Origin of the sequence: Marinobacter sp. 1_MG-2023 (assembly GCF_030549045.1) — a bacterium.
Lineage (GTDB): Bacteria > Pseudomonadota > Gammaproteobacteria > Pseudomonadales > Oleiphilaceae > Marinobacter.
In genome coordinates this window covers 1-25,971 of the sequence record NZ_JAUOST010000006.1, presented here as the reverse complement: position 1 = coordinate 25,971, position 25,971 = coordinate 1, and the positions used below count along the sequence as shown (strand labels likewise).

Here is a 25,971-nt window from a genome sequence, read left to right as displayed (position 1 = left end):
TGCTGGTATTGAGCTTGGCCTATTAATTGCTTTTCATTCGATAGTTATTAATAGTGACAAACTCTGGCGCAGGCCAATACTCAAGAGCGAATCAGCGTTGAAGGAACCTTCCGTAACTCAGACAAAAATCAGTTTATGGCGTAACAGCCTGCTAAGGCGTTATCTGGTGCTTGCGCTGCTGGTCGCTGTACTGCCCCTATTGGTGGTTACCTGGCTCTATGACCGTTTCACTGGCGAATTGCTTGAGAATCTGGGGGAGCAAAAAGTTCAGCATTCGATGAATGCAACCCGTGCTGCATTGTCTGGCTTTCTGAAAGCCCGGCAGTTTGAACTAGAAACTATTGTAGATTTGCCTGATATCGAGCGGTTCGTTTCAGGGGATCCGCTCTCACCGGAGTTGGAGTCAACTCGTGCGTTGATCAGCTTCGAGACGGACAGCTTCGATATCTATGGTGTACTTTTCTTTGATGCTCAATGGCAATTAAAAACGGCGTTACCCGGTGTTGTATCATCGGGATCGCCTTATTGGGGCGAAAAGCAGTTATCTCTGGCGGGGCTGCCGAGGAGAAATTTTGCTGATTTCGTATTGATTGGCCCCCAAGCACCTCTCCCCGGTCGTTCAGGCTGGTTTTTGTTTGCAGCGCCATTACCGGCGACTTCAGGCGAAACGTCCTCTTCTGGATTTGTGGCCTTACATGTTCGGTTTGCCAGCCTGACCGAACTACTCAAAAGCCAGGCTCGGATCGACGGGTTCAGGCCACTCTTAAGTACCGCCGAAGGGCATAGATTTACGGTGAATGGTCAACCTGCAATGGAGCAGACTCCCAGCTGGCTCAGTGAAGAGTTTGCCCCGGGTTGGTCAATTGAAGTAATCAAACACGATCCGGCTGTTGATCTTAGCCAGGAACTCAGGCGCCCCGTTTTTCTGCTGGGTGTGGGCGCGTCTGTGGTACTTGTTGGCGGCTTCTTCATGACTCTTATCCTGCGACTAAAGCGAAGGTTTGTGCCCTTGATAGAGGGCGCGGAAGCGGTCTCTCGAGGGGATTGGAATGTGCATATCCCTCCCGACGGGAATGATGAGATAACCCTGCTTGCCAGAGCCTTCAATCGAATGGGTGGAAGGCTTAAGGCGCTGATTGACTCGCGTCTGGAGGTTGAAAAGAAAGCTGTTCTTGGGGAATTCTCTGCCAGTATCGCCCATGAGGTACGTAACCCGCTGGCCACCATCAAAGTGTGCGTCCAGAGTTTTCCAGTAGACGAGGACCCTCGAAGCAAGGAGCTGATTACGCTGGTTCTGGAGGAAATCGATCGCGTAAATGGCGTAGTTGAGAACCTTCTAAGCTTTGCCCGGCCTTTCGATCCTGAGCGTGTATGGGTCACAGGGGGTGACCTGCTACGGCGTTTGGCGGCGCTGATTGAACCCCTTGCCGTCAGGGAGAATACCAACCTGTGTCTCTCGGGTGACATGGACGCGCGTCTGTGTGTGGATGAAAATCAGATTCAACAAGTGCTTATGAACCTGGCGCTCAACAGCATTCAGGCGATGCCGGAAGGTGGCGAGTTGAGTCTGGATGTTCAAACAGTTAACCAAAATACAGTGATCACCGTCAGCGACACGGGTTCTGGTATGACGCCTGAAGCGTTGGAGAGGGCTACGGAACCCTTCTATACCACCCGAACTCAGGGAACGGGGTTGGGATTGTCAATTTCAAAACGTTTGGTGCAGCTCAATGGTGGGAAGCTGAGCATTAACAGTGAACCAGGCACTGGCACACGGGTGTCGCTTATTTTCAACGCTTCTAAGGGCACTCATGGATAAGGCACTGATTCTGATTATTGATGATGAGCAGCGACTGGTGCGTTCGCTGCAGTTGGCACTGGAAACGGATGGCTACCGGATTGCCGCTGCCCATACGGGTAATGAAGGCATTGAGACGGCGCTGGACTGTCAGCCGGACCTGGTATTACTGGATCTGCGGCTACCGGACCTCAGTGGCCTGGAAGTGTTAAAACAGTTACAACTGCAGTTGGCTGGCTGTCCAGTCGTCATGTTTTCAGCTCATGGTGACATCAAGGTCGCAATCGAAGCGGTTAAAAGTGGCGCTCTGGATTTTATTACCAAACCCTTTGATATCCATGAACTGAAATCTTTGATTGCCCGCACGCTCGAGCGCTGCAGGCTGGATAAAGAGGTGCGTTTTTTTCGCGAGCGCCAACTGGGAGAAGTTCGGCTGATCGGTCGGAGCGAGGCAATGCGGCGCTTGCACGAAGATCTGACCCGAATCGCGCGTAGTGGTGCCAAAACTCTGCTGTTACAAGGTGCCTCGGGCACTGGTAAAACGGCCGTTGCAAGGGAAATCCATCAACTATCGAAGGTGGCTTCTGGCCCTTTTGTTGAGGTGAATTGCGCAGCCTTGCCCGAACACTTGCTGGAAGCCGAGCTTTTCGGAGCAGAAAAGGGTGCTTACACGGGGGCTCACCAACGTCGTTCAGGTCTCGTGGAGTTGGCGAATGGCGGGACCCTGTTTCTGGACGAGATTGGTGAGATGCCGCTGGCGCTGCAGGCCAAACTGCTGAGTTTTCTTGAAGATCATAGCTACCGCCCCATCGGTTCCAGCCGCGTTTATCAGGCCGAAGCGCGTATTGTTGCAGCCACCAATCGCGAGCTGGGGCAGGCGGCGGAAGAGGGCAGCTTCAGAGCAGACCTTTATTACCGTCTTAATGTGATGCCGATTCGTGTGCCGGCACTGGTAGAGCGAAGGGACGATATCCCTTTGCTGATCGAGCATTTCAGCCTGAAGATGGCTGCCAGTGAGGGCTGTTCACCTGTGTTGTTTGAGCCAGAGGTTGTGGAGCACCTGAAAGGTTACGTATGGCCTGGCAATATTCGCGAGCTGAAGAACCTCCTGGAGCGACTGACAGTGCTCTATCCTGGTGAAGTTGTAACACTTCACATGCTGCCTCCGGAAATGCAACTGATCGACGCTCCAGAGCCATCCGCCGACGCGTCTGATGCTTCTATTAGTGATCGCCTGGCCGAAACAGAGCGGGATATTATCATCAGAACCCTGGAGCAGGCGGGCGGGCGCAAGGGCGTTGCAGCGGTAAAGCTGGGCATATCCCGGCATGCACTCAAACGACGATTACAGAAGTTGGGGATTACAGAATGAAACTCCAGAGTCGTTTGAGTGTATCGCGTTCCTTTCGCAAGGCACTGATTGCGACCATTGCACTCTTGTCAGTATTGCCCTCAGCTTATGGTCAGGAACATAAGGCTATAGACCAGTCGGTAGAAGCCGACGTGACGATCGGCTGCCTGTATCCTCTTACTGGCCCGATGGGATTTTTTGGTCGTGACGCGGATGTGGCATTGGGTATGGCGGTGGATCAAATTGAGCACTTGAACCAAACGCTCGTAAACAGCGGTGAGCCCGTCCCCTATCCGCGCCTGAAGGTACTCCTCGAAGACAGCAAGGGCAAACGCCACCGTAGCGCTACTCTGGCCCGGCAACTGGTTGAAGAACAAGGCGTTGATATTCTGTGTGGCGTCGTTTATTCGAGTATTGCTCTTGAGATCAGCGCTTATGCTGAACGGCAGAAGGTCCTTTTCATTGGTGGGGGGCACACGTCATCAAGGCTAACGGAGGTACCCGTCAACCCCTGGTACTTCATGGTCAATAATGACAGTCGTCAATCCATGCGGGCCGGTGCGCGCTACCTCAAAGAAATACAGACTGCTAATCCCTGGACCACACTGGCCTACGTCGGCCCTGACTATGACTATGGCCATCAGGCTTTGGATGACCTGTTAGAGGGCTTGGAGTCTCTTGAGGTGCCCTTCAAACTCACCGATGAGTACTATCCAAAACTCTCGGAGCCGGATTTTTCCGCGTATATCGAAGCACTGTTGGTTTCGCCGCCGGATATCGTGGTCTGCAATTTTTTCGGTGATGATTTCGCCAATTTTGTACGTCAGGCACACCAGCAGGGACTGTTGGAGGTAAGTCAGTTGGCTAACTTCGATACCGGAGGAGGGTACAGTGTGATGTCGGCGCTGGGGGATGACATGCCTCCCGGCGTGATTCTTTCAGGGCATCACCACAATAACTGGCCTGACACTCCGGTTAACCGTGAGTTTGTAGAAGAGTTCTATCGAAGGAGCGGCCGGTATCCCAATTTCATGGCTCAGACCAGTTATTCCGTCGTTCTGGCGGTGGCTGAGGCCTGGCGGAACGCCGAGGTTAAAGATGCCGAAGGTGTGCGCCAGGCATTAGAGGGATTGGAGTTGTCATTACCGGAGGATCCTCAAGGCTTTCAATCGTGGATAGACCCTGTCAGCCATCAGATGATGCAGGTTATCGCTATTGGCGAGTCGCTTCCCAACGAAGACTATCCACCCGCAACACGTATGTTGGGGAACTGGAAGATCTATATGCCGGAGCTGAGCCGTTGAAGCGTTGAAGTTGGTGAGCTCCGGTCAGTCTGATTATACGCCAATGATAGTTTCGGTTTCCTTGCCCCATGGTTCATGAGCGGTGTCCGCTCATGAACGGGTTTATTATGAGCGTTACCCGCTCATAGTCCGATCAAAACTGAGCGCTTTCCGCTCGCTCTCCCGCACCACCTGGGCTTTCCTGTAAAGTTTTCTAATAAAAACAATAGCCTGTTGGTTTTTCCTCAGTTGGCATTGGCCTTGCTCTACCCATGACAGAGCTCCAATAAAAACGAGGCCAATGATGAAAAAAACCAAGCTGCTCCCCAGCGCCGAAAATGCTTATGAATACCCGCTACTGATCAAAAGCCTATTGCTGTCAGGTAAGCGTTATTCCCCAAATCGCGAAATCGTGTATAGCGATATCACCCGTTACGACTACCTGACTTTGAATGAGCGCATCGCGCGTCTGGCCAATGCACTGGAGAAGGCCGGTATCGGTGCCGGTGACACAGTGGCGGTCATGGATTGGGACAGCAATCGGTACCTGGAAGCCTATTTTGCCATTCCCATGATTGGGGCTGTGTTGCATCACGTGAATATTCGTCTGAGCCCTGACCAGATTATCTACACCATGAATCACGCAGAAGACGACATGGTGCTGGTTCACGACGATTTTTTACCGTTGGTCGAGCAAGTGGCTCCCGAACTCAACACTGTGCGTGGCTATATTCAGCTGACAGATTCTTCAACCGCTGCACCCACCACGTTGAACGTTGTTGGCGAGTACGAATCGATGCTGGCTGAAGCTCTCCCAGAGTATGACTTCCCGGATTTTGACGAGAACTCGATCGCAACGACTTTTTATACGACGGGAACTACCGGCAATCCGAAAGGCGTGTACTTCAGTCACCGCCAATTGGTGCTTCATACATTGGTTACAGCTATCTCACTTGGCAGCTCGGACGCAAACGCCATGTTGCGTAGCGACGATGTCTATATGCCCATGACCCCCATGTTCCATGTTCATGCCTGGGGTGTTCCCTATATCGCCACAATGCTCGGAGTAAAACAGGTCTATCCGGGTCGTTACGAGCCGAACCGGTTGGTTCAGCTGTTCCGCGATGAGGGCGTTACCTTCTCTCACGGCGTCCCGACTGTGCTGCAGATGGTACTCAATTGCGAAGAAGCAAAAAACACGGACCTGTCTGGCTGGAACATGCTCACCGGGGGCTCCGCGCCGACCCAGGCTCTGTCCGCCCAGATGGCGGATCGAGGAATCAATTTCGTAACTGCATACGGCATGTCCGAGACCTGCCCGGTTATCACGATGGTTAACCTGAAAGATGAAGAGCGTGCGCTGCCGATCGCTGAGCAAAGCGCAGCTCGCATCCTCGCTGGCGTCGCAACACCTTTGGTTGATATTCGAATCGTTGACACCGAAGGCAAGGATGTTCCGCACGATGGCGAGTCTGTTGGTGAAGTGGTCGCACGTGCTCCCTGGCTGACCCAGGGCTACCTGAAGGAGCCGGAGAAAGGCGCTGAGCTTTGGGAAGGCGGCTGGCTACACACCGGAGATGTGGGTTCGATTGATGGCAATAGTACCTTGCAGATCAAGGATCGAATCAAAGATGTGATCAAGACCGGTGGCGAGTGGATCTCAACCATTGAACTGGAAAACCTGATCAGCAAGCACGAGGCGGTATCGGAAGTAGCCGTGGTTGGCGTTCCTGATGAGCGCTGGGATGAGCGTCCGGTCGCTACCATCGTGGTCAGAGAAGGTGCTGATGTGAGCTCCGACGCTATCAAGGCCCACCTGAAGCAGTTTGTCGAAAGCGGTGAAATTGCCAAATGGGCCATTCCGGAGCGGATTGAATTTGTTTATGAAATTCCGAAAACCAGCGTGGGAAAGATCAATAAAAAGCTGATTCGTAGCGAGTTAGATGCATAGAAATAACGGCTCGGTGTTTCGAATAATAACAAGGAAAAGCTATGAACCAGGATCTGATTCTCGAGACGAGAGGTCTCGTCAAAGAGTTTAAAGGTTTTACCGCTGTCGACGACGTCAATCTGAAAATTGAGCGTGGAACCATCCATGCTTTGATCGGCCCCAACGGCGCGGGCAAAACCACGGTATTCAACCTGTTGACCAAGTTTCTGACGCCTACCCGGGGAAAGTTGCTGTACAACGGCCAGGATATAACCGGGAAAGATTCCGCCTCCATCGCTCTAATGGGGGTTGTCCGCTCCTTCCAGATTTCAGCCGTGTTCCCTCATCTGACGGTACTCGAAAACGTCCGGGTGGCGTTGCAGCAAAAACGTAATGATGGCTTCGCCTTCTGGCGCTCTGAAAAGATTCTGGATGAACTCAACGACCGCGCACTGGATCTGCTCGATTCAGTTGGGCTGAGGGAGTTCTCCAGGGCGCTGGCCGTCGATCTGCCATACGGCCGAAAACGCTCGCTGGAGATAGCTACCACTCTCGCGTTAGATCCTGAATTGCTGCTTCTGGACGAACCGACTCAGGGCATGGGCCACGAGGATATCAGCGTGGTTGCCGAACTGATCAAAGAGGTCGGCAAGAACCGAACCATCCTCATGGTCGAGCACAACCTGAACGTGGTCTCAGACCTCTCCGATACGATTACCGTGCTCCAGCGGGGCGCGATCCTCACCGAAGGCAATTACGAGACAGTTTCGGCCGACCCTCGGGTGCGTGAAGCCTATATGGGTGTCCAGGAGGATGAACAAGAAGGTGAGGGCGCTTCAGGCCATATCCCCGTGGTGGAGGACACGATATGAGCACTGCTCTGAAAGTTGAATCCAACCGCGAAAAGCTTCGGATAAACGGCCTTCACGCTTTCTATGGCGAGTCCCACATTCTCCACGGCATCGACATGACGGTTAACCAGGGAGAATTGGTGACCCTGCTGGGAAGAAACGGTTCGGGGCGCAGCACCACCCTGAGGGCGATCATGAACATGGTGGGGAAACGCACGGGTTCCATCGTAATCAACGGCCGGGAAACCCTGAACATGGCGGCCCACAAGATTGCGCACCTCGGGATAGGCTTCTGCCCCGAAGAGCGTGGCATCTTTTCCAGCCTCAATGTTGAGGAAAACCTGATGTTGCCCCCCAAGGTGCGTTCTGAAGGCATGTCGGTTGAGGAAATTTACGACATGTTCCCGAACCTGGCCGAGCGCCGGAAAAGCCAGGGGACAAAACTCTCAGGTGGTGAGCAGCAAATGCTTGCCATGGCCCGAATCCTGCGAACCGGCGCAAACATATTACTCCTCGATGAGATCACCGAAGGCCTCGCTCCGGTGATTGTTCAAAAGCTTGCTGAAGTGCTGACCAAGCTCAAAGAGCGAGGCTTGACGACCATTCTGGTTGAACAGAACTTTCACTTCGCGGCGCCGATTGCCGACCGGCACTACCTGATGGAGCACGGTCATATGGTAGCCGAAATCGAAGCCCACGAACTGGAAGAGAAGACCGAACTTTTGAATACCTACCTGGGCGTTTAGAACCCGGTAGGCGTTCATTCACGAAGTACACCCTGAAATAAAAACAATGACACTGGAGAAAACCATGAAACGAATATTCAAAACTGCTGCTACTACCGCTTTGATTACCGCGGCCAGCCTGTCCCACGCCAGTCTTTCTGATGACAAGGTCAAGATAGGCGTTCTGGGAGACATGGGTGGCGTGTACTCGGATATAACCGGGCAGGGCAGTATTGAGGCCGTGCAGATGGCCGTCGATGATTTCGGCGGTAAAGTTCTTGGTAAGCCCATCGAAGTTGTCAGCGCTGACACCCAGCTCAAGCCTGACATCGGCTCGACGATTGCCCGCCAATGGATCGAGAACGAACAGGTCGACGTTATTAGCGGGGCAGTCGCCAGCTCTGTAACCGGAGCTGTAACCAAAATAATGAGCGATGCCAAAAAGATCACTTTGATCGCTGCACCTGCCAGTCACGCCTTTACTACCTCAGGATGCTCTCCCTATAACGCGCACTGGAGCTACGATGTAGTGTCCTTGGCAAATGGTACGGTGCAACCGATGGTTGCCGGGGGTGCAAAAAAATGGTTTTTCGTCACCGCTGACTATGGCTTTGGTCATGCACTGGAATCCGTTGCTACCGGTGTCATCGAAGCCAACGGCGGTGAAGTAGTCGGCGGCGTACGTGCGCCTCTCGGAACCTCCGATTTTTCTTCCTACATCCTTCAAGCCCAGTCTTCTGGCGCTGATGTAATCGCACTGGCCAATACTGGCAGTGACATGGTTAATGCCCTTAAAACTGCCGCCGAATTCGGTCTCACAGAGATGGCCGACGTTGCCGGTTTGCTGGTTTTCACCCCTAACGCCCAGGCTCTGGACCCTGAAATTGCCGGCGGCATGAAGCTTACAACAGGTTTCTACTGGGATATGGATGAGCAGACCCGCGAGTGGTCCAAACGCTATATGGCGCGTATGGATGGCAAACTCCCCTCCATGGCGCAGGCTGGCGCCTATTCCTCGGTTATGCACTACCTGAACGCTGTCGAAGCGGTTGGCACTGACGATTCTGATGCCGTAATGGCCAAGATGAAGGAGACGCCAGTCGAGGATTTCTTTTCCCGTAACGGGTACCTGCGTATAGACGGCCGAATGGTCCACGACATGTTGCAGGTTCGGATCAAGAATGCTGATGAGCGTAGTGATGCCAACGACATCTTTACGATAGAGAAAGTGATAAAGGGTGAAGACGCCTTCTTGAAGCTCGAAGATGGCGGCTGCGAATTCGCGCTGAACCAGAAGTAACCGTTCCGGGGCAGGTGCGCCTGCCCCGTACCCCTGACTAACGACAAGAAAAAGAAGCGCTTGCTTCTATCTAAAGACTTTCGGGTGTGGTTATGGCGACTTTTTTTGATATCAATCTTTTTGCCCTGTTTGGCCAACTGCTGATCGGGCTGATCAACGGCTCTTTTTACGCGCTGCTCGCGTTGGGCCTGGCGATCATCTTTGGGCTATTGAAGATCATTAATTTCTCTCAGGGCGCGCTCTATATGCTGGGTGCTTTTGCCGCCTGGATAGCGCTGAACTACCTGGGGATCAGCTATTGGTGGGCGCTGATACTGGTTCCTCTGGCTGTCGGAGCCTTCGGTATTGTAATTGAGCGTACGCTGATTCGTCCTATTGCCAACGAAGACCACCTCTACAGCTTGCTACTGACGTTTGGTATCGCCCTCATTCTACAAGGTCTCTTCACCCACTGGTATGGGTCATCCGGCCTGTCCTACGCAATGCCTGAAGCGCTGAAGGGCGGCACACGATTGCCATTCATGTACCTGCCCAACTACCGGGCCTGGATCATTGTTTTCTCGTTGCTGGTCTGCGCCTGCACCTGGTTCATGATCGAGAAAACCCGGCTTGGTGCCTATCTGCGTGCCGGGACCGAAAACGCTCAATTGATGCAGGCCTTTGGTATCAACGTTCCGCTGCTGGTCACCTTGACCTATGGTTTCGGCGTTGGCCTGGCAGGGCTAGCCGGTGTTCTGGCAGCTCCCATCTACACTGTGTCTCCCGATATGGGTTCGAATATCCTCATCGTGGTTTTTGCAATCGTCGTTATCGGCGGAATGGGCTCCATTGGCGGCGCCATTATCACCGGGCTGGCCATGGGTATCGTTGAAGGCCTTACCAAATACTTCTACCCCGAGGCCTCCAACACCGTGATCTTTCTGGTGATGGTATTGGTGCTGCTAATCAAACCGGCAGGCTTGTTCGGTAAGGAAGCGTAGGAATCACTGCGCTACATTTTCGCCGCTGTTTCGCTCTAAGGTAACAAACATGTACAACAAAAAACTCAACCTGGTATTGCTGGGCCTCGCGCTGATCGCCCCATTTATTCTCTATCCTGTTTTTCTCATGAAGGTGCTTTGCTTCGCTCTATTCGCATGCGCCTTTAACCTGTTACTCGGGTTCGCCGGGCTGCTTTCTTTCGGCCACGCTGTTTTTCTGGGATCGGGGGCCTATGTTACCGGGTATGTGATGGTTACCTATGGTCTGACTCCGGAGCTCGGGATTCTTGCAGGCGTTGTTATGTCCGCGTTGATCGGCCTTATCTACGGCAAACTTGCGGTACGCCGCGAAGGCATCTATTTCGCCATGGTTACTCTGGCATTAGCCCAATTGGCGTTCTTTTTCTTTTTGCAGTCACCGTTCACTGGCGGCGAAGATGGCCTTCAGGGGATCCCGCGCGGCAATCTGTTCGGCCTGATCGACCTGACCGACAACCTCACCATGTATTACTTTGTTCTCGCGGTCTTCATTATCGGTTTTCTGACCATCTACCGCACCGTTCACAGCCCCTTTGGCCAGGTGATGAAGGCGATCCGCGAGAACGAGCCCCGGGCCATTTCTCTGGGGTATAAAGTGAATCAGTACAAGCTGATGGCTTTCGTGCTTTCGGCAACACTGGCCGGTCTGGCCGGTTCGACCAAAGCACTGGTCTTCCAGTTGGCCTCACTCACAGACGTTCACTGGTTTATGTCGGGTGAGGTGGTGCTGATGACACTGCTGGGCGGCATGGGCACGATCTGGGGCCCGGTTATCGGTGCAGCAACGATTGTTTCAATGCAGAACTTTCTTGCCTCTGGCCCTCTGGCAAACTACATCCATGTATTGATGGGCGTTGTTTTTGTTATTTGCGTGCTGGCATTCCGGAATGGTCTGGTTGGCGAGCTACAGAAGGTGATTCGAAAAAATTCAAGTTGATCAACTGCAGGGTGTGACTCAAGGTCGTAAAACAAAGGGTAGGGCGTCGGTTTTCAGGCGGCTTCTCCGGTAACTTGTTGGTGTCATTGTTCGTAATTGTCTATCCTTTAACAGACTATTTTGATATTTCGCAAAGCGACACCCATGCCATTTGGCTAAAGGACACCCAAAGATGAAGCGCAAACAGTTCCTCCAGGATTTGATCAAGCAACTCTCGCCAGCGCTGGATTCAAAATCCTATGTCTACTGCACGGTTCCTGAAGCAAAGTATGGCGAATTGGGAAGCCTCAACCCCATAGTCAGCATTGCGGAACTGGAAGGTCTTACTCTGGTAATTCCTCTGGAGCAGGCCAAAGATGAGGGCCTGGATTACTACAGAGTCTTTCGTCGCATCACGCTTAAAGGCCACTCCAGCCTCGAAGCACTGGGGCTTACGTCGGTTGTAACCACCTTGCTTACTGAGAGGGGAATCACCACAAATGTAATCGCCGGCTTTTATCACGACCACATGTTTGTACCCAGCGATCGAGCCGATGAGGCCATGGCCGCACTGAAGGATCTTGCGAACGAGCCCAACAGCTAAATCGGTCACGCCGCCTGAGCTCCCGTATTTCAGAAACCCTCCAATACAATCTTGCCCTGCGCTCTGCAGGTTTTAATCAGGGCGTGGGCGCGCTTGAGGTTCCCGGCATCGATCAAGCCTGCGACGGCATTGAGCATTTCGCCCTCGGTAGCCCTCTCCTCTCAGCGTTGGCATATCTTCACGTTTCACATGTGAGGATCTCGATTCCTTGTATTTCAGTCGATCAATCGGATTTCTCTGACTCTGGATGGCACTAAAACCGGTCTGGGTGACTTATGAGGGGTACCAACACCACACTGGTTTAAAAAACCGGAGCAGAACATTAGGTCCAAAGGCCAATGTCTTGCATTGCTGCAGGCTGTTAACTTTTCGAATAGCGGCAGAATGTCGCTGGCGGGCTTTGCATTACGCATGTTGCGATCAAAAAGTCATTAACGGCTAACTGAAAATAGGGAAAGCACAATGCGTCATTTAGTGTTGATCAAATGTTTGGCTTTGTCTTTCGTGTCCTGGCCTGTTTTAGCGCAGAGCCCACCGCAGGAGCATTCGATAACCGACAGCCGGGCTGGCAGCGTAACCGAAACCAACATCGTCACTGGCTCTGCAATCGTTAAAGGAATCGAAACAGCAACCCGAACACTGATGCTCGAGTTTGCTGACGGTGATTTCGTTGAGGTCGCTGCGGATGAGCGGATTCGTAATTTCGACCAGATCAGCCTGAACGATGAAATCTATGTTGAGTATATCCAATCGTTGTCACTGACCTTGAAGAAAGTCCGCTCCGATGACAGTGACATCTCAATCGGCGTCGCTGCGGCAAGCGCTGAATTAGGCGTGAAACCCTCTGGAGGGGCAGGGCAGGTCATTCAGGCCCTTGCCGATGTCGTGGCTGTCAGCCCTGGGAAGGGAACGATTACTCTGAAAGGTCCACAGGGTCGAATATTCGAGCTTCTGGTGAAGAATCCTGACCATTTTAAGACAGTGAATGCCGGGGATCAGGTTTTGGTAACCTACACCGAAGCAGTGGCAGTGTCAGTTAAGCCCGAAAAAACAACAAATTTCTCGAATTGAAATTCAGGAATGGAGGGGCGGCGTCGGGTAGCCCTTTTTGGTGAGTTTCACTGAGGAATAATCTCATGCAACGCTTTTTCTTGTTTTCCTTCGCCACCCTTTTCATTTCAACCCTGTGTCTTGCAGATACCATCCAGCTCAAAAATGGCAGGACCGTTGAGGGGACGTTTATTGGTCGTGAGGGGGACAGTATCGAGTTTGATGCCGACGGCATCACCATGACGTTCAAAGCAGAGGATGTCGAGGCGATTGATATGGGCGCGGCTGTGAGTCCAGCGGCCCCGTCTGAGACGGCGGAAAAAACATCAACCGGAAGTTCCGCCATAGTGCCTGCGGGCACTCAGCTTACTGTGCGTTTGGTGGATAGCCTGAATAGTGGACAGCATTCCCGTGGTCACAAGTTTACAGGTTCGCTGGAAGGCGCATTATCGGTAGACGGCACCACCGTCGCTCCGGCCGGCAGCGCGGTCTTTGGAGAGGTTACTGAGGCCAAAAAATCGGGGCGGGCCGCAGGCAAAGCTAGTCTGGTTATCACCATTACCGGGGTCAAGTTGGACGGGGTTATTGTCCCCATCTCGACCAGCAGCATTAACGCACTAACCCTTCCAACAGGCGCGTCCTCCGCGGGCAAGGTGGCTCGAGGTGCGGCGGTCGGGGCTTTAGCCGACGGGTCCAGTGGAGCCCGGACAGGGGCAAAGGTGGGCGCCGGAGTCGCTGTCTTGAGTGGGGGTAATCAGGTGGTTATCCCGCCTGGAACCTTGATTGACTTTCAGCTGACTAAAGCCCTATCCGTCAGGTAACAGGGTTGGCGGGGCGACAAGCGAATGGCAAAGCACATGGCCAAGAAGTGGTTTTTCGTCGTTGCGGCCGGACTACTCCTTTCGTCCTCTCTGGAAGCAGATAACCAGGTCACTCAGATTCCTTTCGCGGATACCCCTGCGGGTACAGTGGGGCTTGGTGCGGGCCTACGTTTCGGGCGGAGCCCTTACCGGGGTGTTGAGTCACTCTCCAGTCTAGAGAATGAGAACAACGCGGACAGGGTGCCACTGTACCTTTATGAAGGTGAGTACCTGTTCTCACATGGTACTCGGGCAGGCCTGCATCTATGGGACGACAGCTTCCGTGTTGATGCCGTTGTGCAATATCGCTTTGACCGGCTTGAACCGGAAACCAGTGACTTTTACCGGACGGTGGAGAAGCGCAGCCAGACGTTGGAAGGTGGTCTCGCGTTAAATCGTCTTTGGGGTACCCATGAATTTTCCGTGAACCTGCTGAACGACATCCAGGGCCACCACAATGGCTACGTTACTGATCTGACTTATCGCCAGTTATTGGATTACGACCGTTTGCGTATTACGCCTTATATCAGTCTGATTTACCAAAGCGAGGAGCTGGTAGATTACTACTATGGTGTAAGCGCTGGAGAATCCAGAAGTGATTTGCCTGACTATCACCCGGAGGCCGTTTACCTGACTCGCTTGGGTTTGAACAGCTCTTATCGTGTTTTTGAAGGTTGGCATGTTTTTGCAAACCTGAGCTGGGAGCAACTGGACAAGGAGATCAGGAACAGTCCGCTGGTTGACGAAGACCAGATCTATATGGCGTTCCTTGGGTTCCATTATGAATTTGGCAATGTGTTCGATCAGAGTAGCCCTTCCAACTGGTCAGTGAAGGACTGGTCCTGGCGCATTCAGACTGGATATCAGGCTGAGGGCACCTTCCACAAATCTCACCGCGGTGACTTGAGCCGCAGCAAAGATGTAGATGCCTACCTGGCCGGTTTGACTCTGGGCAAGCTGCTTTCGGATGGAGATGTTCTCGATTTCTGGGGCAAAGTTTCGATGAACCGTCGCTTCGAGAATGGTATGCAGGAAAATTTCTGGGACTACAGCGCTTATGTGATGGCCATGGGGACGGGTTACTCACCCTGGAGCCAGCGTGAGGTATTTCGCTATGGCTTTGGCTTTGGTTTTGACTATGCAGAACGAATACCGATGGTGGAGCAAATAAAGCAAGAGAGGAAAGGGCGGTATACGTCGCATTTTCTCAACTACCTTGAGGCGCAGGTGGACGTTCCTTTGCGCAATTTCATAGAGGCTAAAAGCGTCCGTAATTGCTATGCAGGAATCACGTTGATTCATCGTTCAGGCATTTTCGCGACCTCGGATATCCTGGGTAATGTATCCGGAGGTTCAGATGTCGTTGCCGGTCACCTGGAGTGCAAACGATGAGCCTGTCGCGCCTGCCCAAAACCATAGGATTTCTGCTGACTTTTCTGCTCAGTGCTTGCGCTTCCTCACCTGATAATGGCGATAGTAGCAAGTTGACCACCGGGTTTCAGACCGAACTTGAAAACGCTTTTTCGGATTTTCGTATCATTCCCGAGCTGGATTACTACTTCGATAACGCTGAGGCCATTGTAATCCTGCCCAATAATTTTCGCGCAGGAACAGGGTTCGGAGGTGCCGTCGGTAAAGGTTGGTTAGTCGAGGATGGCGCTGCCACGGACATCGTCTGGCACTGGCAGTTTCTGGCGGGAGCTGACCTTGGCTTTCAGGTGTACCAACAGATATTGTTCCTGAAAGATGCAAGAGACGTCGCGCTATTCAGGAATAGGACTTTCCAGTTTGCCGGTCAGGCCAACGCGACGGTGGTACTGTGGGGCGCGAGCTATAATCCTTCTTATAATAAAGGCGTTGCTCTTTTTACTCTAATTGATGGTGGGCTTTTAATCGAAGCCAGTGTTGGGCTACACAGCTATCATCTTTTTCCACTTAACATAGACTAACGGGCGCAGGCTTCTGCAATCGTTAAAGGTATCGAAAAACAATATTAACCCTGAACCTATCGGAGATCCTTCCAATGAAAACGCGACTGCTAGCTACACTGATCGTCACCGCGGGGATAAGCGCGTCCGGGTGCACTACAACTGAGTCCTCTGCGCAGACTGGGACTGCCAAAGCGGCTGCTGGAGCAACAATGGCACAGTTCAAATGTGCGGATCGTAATGGGAATGAATACATAGATAAATCCGAATTGATCTATTTGCGCCAATGCGGAATCACCGAGGGTCTGGCGTGTGGCCCTGTTCCAGACGACAGTAAAGAGCGACCACTCAAGACAGACTTTGACCTCGGACTACGATTTTTGCAGATCACAGATGCTGACGGAGATGATCGAATCAGCAAACTGGAATTCCGGGCCCATTGCAATAAAGCTGGATTCGTCGAGTAAAGGTGGGCCTCCCGTTCGGGAGCTGGTCAATGCCGTTTATTACCGAAATACGGCATTAGTGGTTGCCTAAACTGCATATTTCAGGACTTTGCGTTGCCAATCAGCTCCTCGATAACGGCTACAACCTCAGAGCACTTCTGATCATTCAGGGCATCTGGATGGGGAGGGCCGAATTGACCTTTGTCGTTGTCAAAATAATAGCCTGACGCATTGGCAAACTCGTCTGAAAGCGCAGCTCGGGTGAGTACATCGGCACCAATCGACAGGCTTTTTCCTGCGATTCCGAAACCTTCTTTGACCATCTTCGATGCCAATAACGACCCCGGATTGACTGCAACGAATACTGGGCCTCGGCTGCCAAGTGAGGCAGCCAGTGCATTGTTCCACATGGTGAGTGCCAACTTGCTTTGAGCATAGGCCGACATGTCGTCCCGAAGCCGTATTTTCCCCCGAAGAGCGTCCATCTCTACTGGGGCCTGTGCCGCAGACGACAGGTTAATCACCCGTGAAGTTGGGCCCATAATTGGTAGAAGGCGTTTTGTCAGCAGGTACGGGGCGATCGTATTCACCTCAAACCGGACATCCAGTCCGTCCTGGGTGACGGTTTCGGGAACACGCATCACGCCTGCGTTGTTGATGATTACATCCAACTGCTCATGCTCTTTGTTGATGGCGTCTGCCAGTGAATGCACTTCAGCCCGGCGCGATAGGTCCGCTTTATAGGTGTAGATCAGTCCCGTGCCTGTGCTGTTTGCCAACATTCTTTCTGTCGCTGTCAGCTTCTCTGCGCTCCTTCCGTGCAACAGCAAGGTGTGGCCCTCTGAATAGAGACGCTTTGCAGTTTCAAGCCCGATGCCATCAGTGGCGCCGGTGATCAGAATTTTCTTGGTCATGGTTTTAGTCCTTACGCCGAAATTTGTTAGATCTCCACGACAACCTTACCGATGGCCTGACCGCTGGTCAGACGATCATAGGCCTTGCCTACTTCAGATAGGCTGAAAGCCTGTTCATCCAGAAGTGGCTTTACGCCGCCCTGATCTACAATCTGCGCCAGTTGAGCCAGAATCTTCCCGTGCGCTTCCCGGTGATGGTCGTGCAGCATCGGAATCAGCATGAAGACTACGTGAATCGACAGGCCTTTGAAATGAGCCGGGGTCAGGTCCAGTTCAACCAGGGCTACGGTTGTGCTCACATGGCCATTGAGGGCTGCAGCATCAAAGCTGTTGGTCATGTTGCCGCCACCGACCGAATCGAAAACCACATCAAAGCCGACACCTGAGGTGTGAGCCTCCACATAGTCTGCAACGGTTTCAGTCTTGTAATCGATCGGCGTTGCGCCGTAGCTTTTGACGATGTCGAATGCCTTTTCACCGGAAGCCGTTGAATACACAGTGGCACCAAAGTGTTTGGCCAGCTGAACCGCGACATGGCCCACGCCACCTGTTCCACCGTGCACCAACACATTTTGACCGGCCTTCACACCGGCTCTTTGCAGGCCCTCAAATGCAGTGATGCCAACTAATGGCAAGGCGGCTGCTTCGCGCATCGTCAGGCTCTTTGGCTTATGTGCAATCAGCCGTGCGTCAGCGGGCATGAACTCGGCAAGTGCGCCCTGCAGATCGGCAAGGCCCCCCGCACATCCGTAGACTTCGTCACCGCGAGCAAAACCGGTCACGCCTTCGCCAATCGCTTCGATAGTTCCAGCGAAGTCCATGCCGAGGACTGCCGGAAGGTCCGGGGATAGGGGAAGATCTTTACCCATCTGGCGAATCATGGTGTCGACGGTATTGATGCTCGTTGCCGCAACACGCACGATTACCTGGCCTGCACGCGCCTCGGGTGCAGCCATATCCGCTTGCTCAAACGCAGCCTGAGCGCCGTACTGCTTGAGGACCATTGCTTTCATCGTCTGTCTCCAATTCGTATTTGGGTTGTCCAAGTGTGTGCTGAATAGGTTAAGTGGTCGCGAAAACGAGATAAATGACCAATAATGGTATTCAGAATTCGTAAAATGGATATAAAGCGTGGACACCGAGGGAATAAAACTGTTTGTGTTGGCAGCGGATAAGCTCAACATTAGTGCCGCCGGCCGGGAATTGGGGATGCCGCCAGCCGTCGCGAGTGCACGGTTGGCCAAGCTTGAAAAAGCCGTCGGCGCTGACCTGCTGCACCGTTCCACACGAAAGGTGGCGCTATCAACTGAAGGCGCGGAATTCCTGCCCTTTGCCAGGGAAATCCTGGCACAGGAGAACGCGGCTATGGCCGCGATGGGTTTTGGCAATGAGCATGTGTCCGGAACCCTGCGATTTACGGCCTCCAGTACCTTCGCTCAGCAATACATTGTGCCGCTGGTACCGGCGTTTTTGGAAAAGTACCCGGGTATCAATCTGGATCTGCGATTGTCGGATATGGAACTAGACCTCATACAGGGCAGTTTCGACTTGGCACTGAGAGATTCCGTATTGCCGGATAGCAACCTGAAAGCACGGCAACTGGCTGACGATGTGCGTGTTTTCTGTGCTTCTTCAGATTATCTGGCGAAATGGGGAACTCCGGAGCATCCCGTTGATTTACACTCCCATCAATTAATTGCTTTTAAATCCCAGGCCACGATAACGCTGGCAGGCCCAAAGGGAGAAAAGGGGCAGTTCAACCCTCGTGGCTCGCAGAATCGCCTGATCATTGACGATGGTTCGAGTTACAAGATCGCGACCATGGCGGGGGCGGGGGTTGCGATCCACTCACTTTGGAGTGTTCATCAAGAACTTTCTGAGGGATCTCTTGTAAGAGTGCTTCCAGACTACCGGATGGGCGCGGAGCCGGCCCTTTGGCTGGTGTACCCCAAGTCCAACGCATTAAGCGCAAAAGTTCGGGTTTTTATAGATTTTCTGGTGGAGCGAATTGGCCAGAAACCACCCTGGATGACGTGAGGCTGACATTATCAGACACCTTTCACTTACTAAGGGGTAACCGCCGATCAGGCGAGAAGAGCACGTATAGCCCGCCTGGTAATAGTGTCCAACCCATGTTTTTATCCCTCATGGAGCTGGCCCTGGTCTGCCTTTCGATTCGAATGATATACAGTGGAGCACCTCGGAAAATGCTAAAGCCTATTCCGGCCACCTGACCGTTGACGCAAACGTGATGAATCGGTCGATTTCATGTTGATTCTCGCTTTCACCCCATTCAAAACCAATGGATCGCGTCGCTGACAGCTCGGTAACTGGGCGTTTAACGATATTCAGCGATTCGTAGTGCTCTGGAACTATGGCAATGCCTGCCCCCTGTTCCACCAAGGAAAGCGCCCGGTCGTCCTGGTTGGTGATATACGCAACATTCAATCGCACGCCAGCTGTTTTCATTACCGCTTTCAACATGTGGCGGTATTCGCAGTGAGAGCGAGAGACAAAGGGTTCCGTCTCCAAGTCGGCAAGACATAATGTAGGCGATTCACTCAGATGGTGATTGGCCGCCATAGCCACTTTATAAGACTCCGAAAACAGACGCTTTGAATAGCTGACATGCCTTCTTTTTTCAGATCGTTCCGGAATTATGGTTAGTGACAGATCAATCCGGCCTGACTCCATTAGTCGTTCCATTTCTTCGCTTGAGGCGTCGAATACCTGTAGCTTCAGGCTGGAATTCTCACGTCGATAAGGCTCAATCAGACGGGCTATGTTGGCGATAGACAATGTGTTCACAACGCCTATTCGCAGCATCCTTAACTGGCCATGGTTTTTTAGCTCATCCCGGGCTTTATTGCATTCATTTACTATCTGCGTTGCTCGTTTGAGCAGGGTTTTTCCTGCAGGCGTTAATACAACGCTGCGTTTGTTCCGTGTAAAAAGTCGGACTCCCAGCTCCCCCTCCAGTTTCGCGATCGACGCTGATAGCGCCGGCTGCGAAACAAAGGCTCTCTTTGCACCTCGAGTAAAGCTCTGTGTTTCGGCAGCTGCCAGAAACAAACGCAGTTGTTGTAGCTCCATATAATAACCATTGCTTGTGGTTTGCATTTAAACAATCGATTTTATCTATGCTAAGTGCTGGTCTAGGCTGTTACCAGTTCTTTGACGCAATCAGGAGATAAGAATGGGCAACACAGACAAGCCAGTCGCGTTAGTGATCGGAGCTGGAGATCACTTGGGAGGCGCAATTGCCCGTCGTTTCGCGAGGGAGGGCTTTCACCTGGTCGTGACCCGTCGACGTGGAGATTTGCAGGCGCTCAGTACCGAAATCACTGCCCTCGGATCGAGTGCAACCACGATTCATTCGGATGCGCGGGATGAAGACCAAGTCAGCGAATTGATTGAACGGGTGGAATCCGAACTGGGCCCGATAAGGGTCGCTGTATTCAATGTTGGTGGAAACGTTCAGTTTGATGTCTGCGACACAACCGCCCGGATTTACCGAAAGGTCTGGGAAATGTGTGCACTGGCAGGGTTTTTGGTTGGGCGGGAGGTAGCAAAAAAAATGCTGCCCCGTAGCGAGGGAACCATCCTGTTCACAGGAGCATCCGCGAGCCTGAGGGGAGGGCGTGGATTCGCCGCGTTTGCCGGAGGTAAGCACGCCTTGCGGGCGCTGGCACAGAGCATGGCCCGGGAGATGGGGCCACAAGGTATTCACGTTGGCCATGTGATTGTTGACGGGCTCATACGCAATGAGGCCACCGCCGAATTTCTGCCTGATCTTTATGCCAGTAAAGGAGAGGGGGGCATTATCGAGCCCGACGACCTTGCGGAAATCTATTGGCAGCTCCATAAGCAGCCCCGTTCGGCCTGGACATTCGAGCAGGACGCCCGGCCTTTCTCCGAATCCTGGTAATTCACTACCAACTCAAGATAGGTATGCACCATGAGTAAGCGCATCGATTTCTATTATGATTTCATAAGCCTTTCGTCATATTTTGCGTATATGCGGTTATCGAAATTCACTGAAGGTACCGGCGCCCATATCAATTACAAACCGATCCTGCTTGGAGGGGTCTTCAAGGCCACGGGCAACACGTCTCCTGTCACCATTCCGGCGAAATGGGAGTGGATCAAGGCCGATTTTCAGCGCCACGCTGATTATTATGGCATTCCATTCCAGCAAAACCCGCACTTCATTTTCAGTACCGTAAACGCGATGCGTGGCGCACTTTGGGCGTTATCCGTGGATCGAATTGAAGACTACAACCATGCCATGTTCTCTGCTGCATGGGGCGAGGGTAAAGACCTCTCATCTCGCGAGGTTCTGAGGGATACGCTTATCAGAGCAGGTTTTGATGCGGACGAAGTGATGGAGGCGATGGCACTGCCCGAGATTAAAAGCGCGCTGATTGAAGCCACGGATGATGCGGTTAGCCGGGGCGTATTCGGAGCTCCAACCTTTTTCGTTAATGATGAAATGCACTTTGGACAGGATAGGCTGGACTGGGTATTGAGGGCGCTTGAATAATTCGCCCCATACCGTTTAGCTGAGATGCCGGTTTTTAACGTGTTCACGGGGAATTACGCCGCAGGCGCTATTCAGCCTCTGCGGCGACGCTCTATAGATAACCAATCCTAAAACTCAACCGTGGATTTCAGACCTTAGCTCACCACGAATTACGACCTGGCCACTGTACGGAGCGGGTTCGGCAGCATCTCGCTTTGAGTCCCGGCCCTGGATTTCACCGCGAATGACGACCTGACCGCTGTATGGTGCAGGTTGAACGTGCTCGAAGTTCCGCTCGTCTGATTTCCGGTCTGCCAAGGTAGCATTTGCTGGTAAGGCCGCGGCCGCAAAAACAGAAGCAAGAGCAATCAGTACAAATTTACGCATAACATATTCTCCAAAGTTCGATGGGTTAACGCTCATACCGATGTAGAAAACCGACTCGATATCAGATGGGAGAAGTATGGGTTTAACGAGCGTGGGGCGATAATTCTGAAACAATATGCGACACATCATTTCGTGTGATGAGTTGCCAAAGCCTTTGGTGAATTAGTTGGGGTATCACTCAGGGAAATACAAACTATATCTGTAGCGTATTAGTTATCACGTTCAATCCGGTGCATTTTGATGAGAACCAACCCATAACCGGAGTATACAGATGACGGATATTGTTCATGTAACTGACGCGAACTTTGGCGAAGTAGTCGAAAGGAATGAAAAGACAGTTCTGGTCGACTTCTGGGCACCATGGTGCGGCCCATGCAAAACTGTGGCGCCGCTTCTTGAGGAAATTGCCGGCGAATTCGAAAATCAGCTAACTGTCGTCAAGGTAAATGTGGACGACAGTCCTGAAATGACTGCGAGGATGAAAATTCGAGGCATTCCAACGCTGGTACTTTTCCGCGATGGCGATGTAGTGGCGCAGCAGACCGGTGCCGGTAGCCTGGGCCAGCTTCGAAGTTTTGTGAAAGGGCACTTATAGCCGTCTTTGAAAAGTCTCCGCGTTCGGAGGCTTTTCATTTTGGTCTGCCTGGAATTCAACACGTCGGTTTAACCTGGTTGCGACGGTAACTTTTACCGGTCAGACTGAACACGGCTCTTCTTGCCAAGGTACTTTAGCCATGAAAACCCAAGAGCTTCAGTTGCTCTATATCTTTGACGCGATCATGACGGAGCGTTCAGTCACCCGTGCAGCCGACAGGCTTGCGATGACCCAGCCAGCGGTCTCCAACGCAATTTCCAGGATGAGACATATCTGGAATGACCCTCTTTTCGTGCGAAAGGGGCGGAATATTGAGCCAACCTCATACGCAAGAAGCCTTTGGGATCAGGTTGGAGGGCCAATGTTCGCCCTGACAAATGCTGTACATGCCACCCAGTTTGATCCCTTGGCTTCTCGAAGGAAGTTCCGGGTCGCGGCGACCGACGTAATTGTTGAGTTGATCTGGCGTCAATTGCTTGAGCTACTTGAACATGAGGCCCCGGGCATTGACCTTCATGCTGTGCCGTACACACCGGAAGGTACTAGAGATGCTTTACGTGAAGCCCATGTTGATCTCGCAGTTGGGATGTTGAATCACCACGATCACAGTCTTCGCAGCAGCTGGTTGTTTGACGGAGGGTATGCACTGGCGATGAGAGCAGATCATCCACTCGCCGGTAGGCAAATAACCATGGAGGAGTTTCTGGATGCCCGTCATCTGCTGGTGAGCATGTCCGGAGACGCTCACGGTTTCGTAGACAACTATCTGGACCAGAAAGGGAAGAGTCGCCGCATTGCGGCCACCACCAATCATTTCTCTGGTGTTCCCGAAATATTAAAAGAAACAAATCTGATAGCGGCCATTCCGGAAATAATCAGCCAGGATTGCGGTTTCGTGAATGATTTGTGGATGGGTGATCTGCCGTTCGACGTTGATCCAACCAGTCTCTACCTTATCTGGCATGCCCGCCACGACCGGGACCCAGGGGTCATCTGGATGCGGGATCAAATCGAAAGGCTTCTTCAGGAACGCTGGCATGACGTCATGACGAACTCTCCGTGTGGCCGATCGAGAAATTTGGTTGCCGAGCAAAAGTCAGATTAATCAGCGGCCAAGTCATAGCCAGGTAGGCGTGAACCAGTCTGGATTTTGTTGCCAATGGGTGAAGGAGCTCTTAACCCATTGGCTCCGGAGCCGGCTAATTAATGACCTGTTCCAGAATCAGTGACAGAAGACGGATTGTTTCCACGCTCAATATCTTCCTGGCTTACACCTTCTGCCTGTGCAAGTACAGAGAAGGCAAGAATTGAAAAAACGAACAGGAACTTGTTGATAGCTTTCATATAACGATTCCACTTTTGGAAAGGATTGAGAAAAACAATTTCACCCGATTGGCTTGGTAGTGATTCTCGTTGTTTGTGAAGCGAACAAAAAATTCCTATGCGGTATACGTCACATCATTTCCAGTGATGCCAGTCGGTAACTTGATATGGAGAAGATAAACATGGAGCAGACTCCCGCCTGTTTTTGCCCACTTTGTGGCGGTGACAATCAGTGCGCGCGTGCTACCACTGCAGACGTGGCCGCGCCATGCTGGTGTTTCAATGCAACCGTGAGCAAACACGCCTTGGCTCGGGTGCCTGCAGAAAAGGCCAACAAAGTCTGTCTTTGCCCCCGGTGTGCTGCAGGAAACGGCGACCTGGGTAAGCCGGCAGATGTTCCATTCACCGGCTAGGCAACCACTACAGAAGGCACCCATCCGAAGGGAAGCTCCTAAACAAAAGCGGACATTCGAGAACCGCCCATATTCCGCCCATTTTTTCCTCCAGCGCCTCTCTGACACCACGATTTCCAAAATTCAGAAACGTTCGATCGACCCGGTTGCGACCGGTGAATCTCGATGGTGAAACGGCCTGTCGCTAAAGTGGGGGTATAATGAAAAACATTCAAAAGCGCCAAAATTCCTGCGGTTTAGTGTGCACGGCTCTGCACATTTTTCACAAAGCATTTCTGTAGGTATCTGTTTCGGCATGGGAAAATTTCGCCCCTCTGGATTTAACTTGCAAAAACGTGCACAAATATCCCGCGTGCACACCTTTTACAAGATTAGGATCTCGAAAGTCCTCTGAGATAGCAAAGTAATGCTTTGAAAAATCAAGCTTATTCGGGTTTTGAAGTAGTGTTGGACGGGGCGATGGTGTTGGGGTTTAATAAGAATGCAAACTAATAAGCTGTTATATCTTTTGGTGAGCAGTATGCCTACTCCGTACAACATGGCTTTTGCCTGCCTTTCATGCTGCAAGTCGTTCAAGCGTGAGTTCAATTTGGCAGAGGAATGTCCATTGACACTGACTTGCCCAGACTGTGGCGGACCTGCTCACAACTTTGGTCGCCATTTTAAAGCCCCAAAAAGGTCAGATAAAAAGCAATGGGCCAAGATACGGTTCCTGTTTGAGCATGGGTTTCGCTTCCAGAAAATCCGTGTTGGAAATGGGCACCATGACACCGTGCCATATCCAGATACTTTGGAAGAGGCTCGTGAGTTTGTTGTTAAATACAAGGACCGCGCAATCTAGCTGTGGTCGCCAAGATATAACAAGGCGCAGCAGTTCGCGGCCGATGGCCGCCGGACGCCCTTTACGTGGCTCCTTCGTCGCCACTCCAAGGTCGCCGCTGTGCTTCGGCGTTATGTTTCTCTTTCGGATGACTAATGTTGAATAAGTATACTGAGGAAACTTGCTACATGTGTGCCGCGCCAGCCGTTGGCCGCGAGCATGTTCCCCCACGTTGTTTTTTCCCAAAGGCAAAGGATCTGGGTGCTGGGCAAGATCTCAGAAAAGAGTTGCAGACAGTCCCTTCATGCGAGCTGCACAACTCAACAAAGTCAAAGGACGACGAGTACTTCTTAAACGTGGTTACTAGTTTAGAAGCAATTAATGAGGTCGGAAGGAATCATTATTGCAATCAGATCAGGCGCCAAAATCAAAGAAACCCCAGCATAATCGCCAGATTTGCTGCAAGGGCGGTGAGAGTGGATGAAAAATTTGGCCATGAAATAGAGACTCAACGAATGGATTCTTTCATTATCCACTTTGCTTGTGCTCTCTACTTTTTGCACTTTTCAAAGAAGTGGGAAGGAGATATCTCTTTCATTCCGGAGTTTGCTGCACGTCCGTCGAATTCTCAGGAAGAGTCTGAGCGATTGCAGGCCATCAAAGAAATCGATCATATGTTTCGAGATGTCGTCTTCTTCGGCGAGAATCCGTCCGTGTTCAAGTACCAAGTTGTCACGTTAAGGAGCTCGATTCAGATGCGTATTCATTTCTACGAAGGATGTAAAATATTTCTAGATTTCGTAAATGAAGCATAGGAGGATCGAAAACATAACAAACGCCTGCAATGTGACGCGCAGGCGCGCTGATCTTGCACCGCTTTAGTGGACGGTCATTTACCGGACACTAAAGGGGGCCTGTCATGGGGCACACCCACAA

27 protein-coding genes and 1 pseudogene are annotated in these 25,971 nt (G+C 52.1%); 22 read left to right on the top strand and 6 right to left on the bottom strand.

Going from position 1 to position 25,971, the window contains the following annotated elements; translation table 11 throughout:
• Window positions 1-97 precede the first annotated feature (97 nt).
• The 10 genes from Q4606_RS14335 (at window position 98) to Q4606_RS14290 (ending at window position 11,777) form a co-directional block, all read left to right on the top strand.
• Entirely contained in the window at window positions 98-1,819 is a 1,722-nt protein-coding gene (locus tag Q4606_RS14335; protein WP_303607950.1) for a PAS domain-containing sensor histidine kinase, read from the top strand.
• On the top strand, window positions 1,812-3,170 hold the full coding sequence (locus Q4606_RS14330) for a sigma-54 dependent transcriptional regulator (RefSeq protein ID WP_303607949.1): 1,359 nt from the start codon (window positions 1,812-1,814) through the stop codon (window positions 3,168-3,170). The genes Q4606_RS14335 and Q4606_RS14330 overlap by 8 nt, the downstream gene beginning before the upstream one ends.
• Window positions 3,167-4,453, top strand: a complete 1,287-nt coding sequence (locus Q4606_RS14325; protein WP_303607948.1) for an ABC transporter substrate-binding protein — start codon at window positions 3,167-3,169, stop codon at window positions 4,451-4,453. The genes Q4606_RS14330 and Q4606_RS14325 overlap by 4 nt, the downstream gene beginning before the upstream one ends.
• A 283-nt stretch (window positions 4,454-4,736) precedes the next feature.
• A complete protein-coding gene (locus Q4606_RS14320) occupies window positions 4,737-6,383 on the top strand; it encodes a fatty acid--CoA ligase (protein ID WP_303608069.1) in 1,647 nt (548 codons plus the stop codon).
• 41 nt (window positions 6,384-6,424) lie between these two features.
• Window positions 6,425-7,234 (top strand): ABC transporter ATP-binding protein, encoded by an 810-nt coding sequence (locus tag Q4606_RS14315; RefSeq protein ID WP_303607947.1) that lies wholly within the window; start codon window positions 6,425-6,427, stop codon window positions 7,232-7,234.
• Window positions 7,231-7,959 (top strand): ABC transporter ATP-binding protein, encoded by a 729-nt coding sequence (locus Q4606_RS14310; RefSeq protein WP_303607946.1) that lies wholly within the window; start codon window positions 7,231-7,233, stop codon window positions 7,957-7,959. The genes Q4606_RS14315 and Q4606_RS14310 overlap by 4 nt, the downstream gene beginning before the upstream one ends.
• Before the next feature lie 64 nt (window positions 7,960-8,023).
• A complete protein-coding gene (locus tag Q4606_RS14305) occupies window positions 8,024-9,238 on the top strand; it encodes an ABC transporter substrate-binding protein (protein ID WP_303607945.1) in 1,215 nt (404 codons plus the stop codon).
• 92 nt (window positions 9,239-9,330) lie between these two features.
• Window positions 9,331-10,218: a branched-chain amino acid ABC transporter permease gene (locus Q4606_RS14300; protein WP_303595895.1), complete on the top strand. Its 888-nt coding sequence runs from the start codon at window positions 9,331-9,333 to the stop codon at window positions 10,216-10,218.
• A 49-nt stretch (window positions 10,219-10,267) separates the two neighbouring features.
• On the top strand, window positions 10,268-11,194 hold the full coding sequence (locus Q4606_RS14295) for a branched-chain amino acid ABC transporter permease (protein ID WP_303595896.1): 927 nt from the start codon (window positions 10,268-10,270) through the stop codon (window positions 11,192-11,194).
• 172 nt (window positions 11,195-11,366) lie between these two features.
• Window positions 11,367-11,777, top strand: a complete 411-nt coding sequence (locus Q4606_RS14290) for an ACT domain-containing protein (protein WP_303595897.1) — start codon at window positions 11,367-11,369, stop codon at window positions 11,775-11,777.
• A gap of 29 nt (window positions 11,778-11,806) precedes the next feature.
• Here the strand turns inward: Q4606_RS14290 and Q4606_RS14285 are convergent.
• Window positions 11,807-11,896: pseudogene (locus Q4606_RS14285) on the bottom strand (hypothetical protein); the annotation flags it as partial.
• Window positions 11,897-12,239: 343 nt separating this feature from the next.
• Here Q4606_RS14285 and Q4606_RS14280 point away from each other — a divergent pair.
• The 5 genes from Q4606_RS14280 to Q4606_RS14260 all read left to right on the top strand — a co-directional run bounded on the left by Q4606_RS14280 (window position 12,240) and on the right by Q4606_RS14260 (window position 16,082).
• Window positions 12,240-12,848 (top strand): hypothetical protein, encoded by a 609-nt coding sequence (locus Q4606_RS14280; RefSeq protein ID WP_303607944.1) that lies wholly within the window; start codon window positions 12,240-12,242, stop codon window positions 12,846-12,848.
• Between the two features lie 65 nt (window positions 12,849-12,913).
• Complete coding sequence (locus Q4606_RS14275; protein WP_303607943.1) at window positions 12,914-13,648, top strand: hypothetical protein; 735 nt, start codon at window positions 12,914-12,916, stop codon at window positions 13,646-13,648.
• A gap of 24 nt (window positions 13,649-13,672) precedes the next feature.
• The gene (locus Q4606_RS14270; protein ID WP_303607942.1) at window positions 13,673-15,079 is read left to right on the top strand and encodes a MipA/OmpV family protein; all 1,407 of its coding nucleotides are present in this window, start codon (window positions 13,673-13,675) and stop codon (window positions 15,077-15,079) included.
• Window positions 15,076-15,636, top strand: a complete 561-nt coding sequence (locus Q4606_RS14265; RefSeq protein ID WP_303607941.1) for a hypothetical protein — start codon at window positions 15,076-15,078, stop codon at window positions 15,634-15,636. Before Q4606_RS14270 ends, Q4606_RS14265 begins: the two co-directional genes overlap by 4 nt.
• Before the next feature lie 191 nt (window positions 15,637-15,827).
• Window positions 15,828-16,082, top strand: a complete 255-nt coding sequence (locus tag Q4606_RS14260) for a hypothetical protein (RefSeq protein ID WP_303595902.1) — start codon at window positions 15,828-15,830, stop codon at window positions 16,080-16,082.
• Between the two features lie 80 nt (window positions 16,083-16,162).
• Here Q4606_RS14260 and Q4606_RS14255 read toward each other — a convergent pair whose 3' ends face one another.
• The gene (locus Q4606_RS14255; RefSeq protein WP_303607940.1) at window positions 16,163-16,975 is read right to left on the bottom strand and encodes an SDR family NAD(P)-dependent oxidoreductase; all 813 of its coding nucleotides are present in this window, start codon (window positions 16,973-16,975) and stop codon (window positions 16,163-16,165) included.
• Between the two features lie 26 nt (window positions 16,976-17,001).
• Window positions 17,002-17,988 (bottom strand): zinc-dependent alcohol dehydrogenase family protein, encoded by a 987-nt coding sequence (locus tag Q4606_RS14250; protein WP_303607939.1) that lies wholly within the window; start codon window positions 17,986-17,988, stop codon window positions 17,002-17,004.
• Window positions 17,989-18,106: 118 nt separating this feature from the next.
• Here Q4606_RS14250 and Q4606_RS14245 point away from each other — a divergent pair, with 118 nt between their 5' ends.
• Complete coding sequence (locus Q4606_RS14245) at window positions 18,107-19,012, top strand: LysR family transcriptional regulator (RefSeq protein ID WP_303607938.1); 906 nt, start codon at window positions 18,107-18,109, stop codon at window positions 19,010-19,012.
• 180 nt (window positions 19,013-19,192) lie between these two features.
• Here Q4606_RS14245 and Q4606_RS14240 read toward each other — a convergent pair whose 3' ends face one another.
• Window positions 19,193-20,095 carry a LysR family transcriptional regulator gene (locus Q4606_RS14240; protein ID WP_303607937.1) on the bottom strand — a complete coding sequence of 301 codons (903 nt, stop codon included), beginning with the start codon at window positions 20,093-20,095 and terminating at the stop codon, window positions 19,193-19,195.
• 76 nt (window positions 20,096-20,171) lie between these two features.
• On the opposite strand from Q4606_RS14240, the gene Q4606_RS14235 reads away from it, so the two are divergent.
• Window positions 20,172-20,903, top strand: a complete 732-nt coding sequence (locus Q4606_RS14235) for an SDR family NAD(P)-dependent oxidoreductase (protein ID WP_303595907.1) — start codon at window positions 20,172-20,174, stop codon at window positions 20,901-20,903.
• 30 nt (window positions 20,904-20,933) lie between these two features.
• A complete protein-coding gene (locus tag Q4606_RS14230; RefSeq protein WP_303607936.1) occupies window positions 20,934-21,518 on the top strand; it encodes a 2-hydroxychromene-2-carboxylate isomerase in 585 nt (194 codons plus the stop codon).
• Window positions 21,519-21,632: 114 nt separating this feature from the next.
• Here the strand turns inward: Q4606_RS14230 and Q4606_RS14225 are convergent, their stop codons facing one another.
• Entirely contained in the window at window positions 21,633-21,884 is a 252-nt protein-coding gene (locus Q4606_RS14225) for a hypothetical protein (protein WP_303595909.1), read from the bottom strand.
• 271 nt (window positions 21,885-22,155) lie between these two features.
• On the opposite strand from Q4606_RS14225, the gene trxA reads away from it, so the two are divergent.
• Together trxA and Q4606_RS14215 are read left to right on the top strand one after the other, a co-directional pair.
• Entirely contained in the window at window positions 22,156-22,479 is a 324-nt protein-coding gene (trxA, locus tag Q4606_RS14220) for a thioredoxin (protein ID WP_303607935.1), read from the top strand.
• Window positions 22,480-22,618: 139 nt separating this feature from the next.
• On the top strand, window positions 22,619-23,584 hold the full coding sequence (locus tag Q4606_RS14215; protein WP_303595911.1) for a LysR family transcriptional regulator: 966 nt from the start codon (window positions 22,619-22,621) through the stop codon (window positions 23,582-23,584).
• 98 nt (window positions 23,585-23,682) lie between these two features.
• On the opposite strand, the gene Q4606_RS14210 is transcribed toward Q4606_RS14215, so the two are convergent.
• Window positions 23,683-23,823 carry a hypothetical protein gene (locus Q4606_RS14210; RefSeq protein ID WP_303595912.1) on the bottom strand — a complete coding sequence of 47 codons (141 nt, stop codon included), beginning with the start codon at window positions 23,821-23,823 and terminating at the stop codon, window positions 23,683-23,685.
• A 161-nt stretch (window positions 23,824-23,984) separates the two neighbouring features.
• On the opposite strand from Q4606_RS14210, the gene Q4606_RS14205 reads away from it, so the two are divergent.
• Both Q4606_RS14205 and Q4606_RS14200 read left to right on the top strand, forming a co-directional pair.
• Window positions 23,985-24,215 carry a cysteine-rich CWC family protein gene (locus Q4606_RS14205; RefSeq protein ID WP_303595913.1) on the top strand — a complete coding sequence of 77 codons (231 nt, stop codon included), beginning with the start codon at window positions 23,985-23,987 and terminating at the stop codon, window positions 24,213-24,215.
• A 1,008-nt stretch (window positions 24,216-25,223) separates the two neighbouring features.
• Window positions 25,224-25,850: a hypothetical protein gene (locus tag Q4606_RS14200; protein ID WP_303607934.1), complete on the top strand. Its 627-nt coding sequence runs from the start codon at window positions 25,224-25,226 to the stop codon at window positions 25,848-25,850.
• The last annotated feature ends 121 nt before the right edge of the window (window positions 25,851-25,971 follow it).